Annotated in this window: 2 protein-coding genes; both read left to right on the forward strand. The window is 74.0% G+C overall.

The window, feature by feature from the left end:
- Positions 1-303 (forward strand): alpha/beta fold hydrolase (locus SACSA_RS0100615; RefSeq protein ID WP_019812655.1); only part of this gene is annotated, 303 nt, incomplete at its 5' end.
- 4 nt (positions 304-307) lie between these two features.
- Positions 308-1,410, forward strand: a 1,103-nt coding sequence (mshA, locus tag SACSA_RS0100620) for a D-inositol-3-phosphate glycosyltransferase (RefSeq protein ID WP_019812657.1), incomplete at its 3' end; no start/stop codon positions are given.

A 1,410-nucleotide genomic window follows, 5' to 3' on the forward strand; every position in this document is an offset into this window, starting at 1 on the left:
CTCGGCGCGAGTCTGGCCGCGCCCCCCGCCGTGCGGGCCGCGCTGTTCCGCCGGGAGGTCGACAGCGCCGACGTCCTCGCGGCGGTCGACGTGCCCACCCTCGTCCTGCACGGCGAGGCCGACGCTGTCGTGGATCTCACGGCGGGCGAGTACACGGCCGGGAAGATTCCCGGGGCCCTCACGCGTTGGTGGCCGGGTGTAGGCCACTTACCGTTCGTCGAGTCCGCGCGGGAGTTCGACACCACTCTGCTGCGGTTCGCCGAGCGGGCCGTCGCGGCCGTCGACGGCCGAGCAGAAAGGTGATTGGGTGACGATCTCCTGGTACCGGGCGGCGAACAGGCCGCGCCGGGTGGCGGTGCTGTCTCTGCACACCTCGCCGCTGGAGCAGCCGGGCACCGGTGACGCCGGCGGCATGAACGTCTACATCGCCCAGACCGCCCGGGAGATGGCGCGGCGCGGGATCAGCGTCGAGGTGTTCACCCGCGCCACCGCGTCCGACCAGCCACCCGTCGCCGAACTGGCCCCGGGAGTACTCGTCCGCCACGTGCCCGCGGGACCGTTCGAACCGCTGGGCCGCTCCGAACTGCCCGCGCAGCTGTGCGCCTTCACCTCGGGGGTCCTGCGCACCGAGGCGTTCCACGAGCCCGGGTACTACGACCTCGTGCACTCGCACTACTGGCTGTCCGGGCAGGTCGGCTGGCTGGCCCGGGACCGCTGGGGCGTGCCGTTGGTGCATTCGGCGCACACACTGGCGAAGGTGAAGAACGCGGCACTGGCCTCCGGCGACACCCCGGAACCCCGCACCCGGGTGATCGGCGAGGAGCAGGTGGTGGCCGAGGCAGACCGCCTCGTGGCCAACACCGAGGTCGAGGGCGAGCAGCTCATGCGGCTCTACGACGCCGACCCGCGCGCCGTGCGGACGGTGTCGCCGGGTGTCGACCTTGAGCGCTTCCGCCCCGGCCCACGGGCGGATGCCCGCGCGGCACTGGGGCTGCGGGCGGACGCGGTGGTGCTGGCCTTCGCCGGGCGCATCCAGCCGCTCAAGGCGCCGGACGTCCTGTTGCACGCCGCGGCCGAACTGGTGCGCCGCGACCCCGGCCTGCGCGACCGGCTGGTGGTGCTGGTGGCGGGAGGTCCCTCCGGCACCGGTCTGGAACAGCCGACCTCGCTGCGCGGGCTCGCGGCCGAGCTCGGGATCGAGGAGCTGACCCGGTTCCTGCCGCCGCAGTCGGGGGAGGGACTCGTCGACGTCTTCCGCGCGGCCGACGTGGTGGCCGTGCCCAGCTACAACGAGTCGTTCGGCCTGGTGGCGCTCGAAGCGCAGGCCTGCGGCACCCCCGTCGTCGCCGCCCGGGTCGGCGGACTGCCGGTCGCCGTCGACCACGACGTCTCGGGCCTGCTCGTGGCCGG

This window comes from Saccharomonospora saliphila YIM 90502, assembly GCF_000383795.1.
In the GTDB taxonomy this organism is placed as follows: domain Bacteria; phylum Actinomycetota; class Actinomycetes; order Mycobacteriales; family Pseudonocardiaceae; genus Saccharomonospora; species Saccharomonospora saliphila.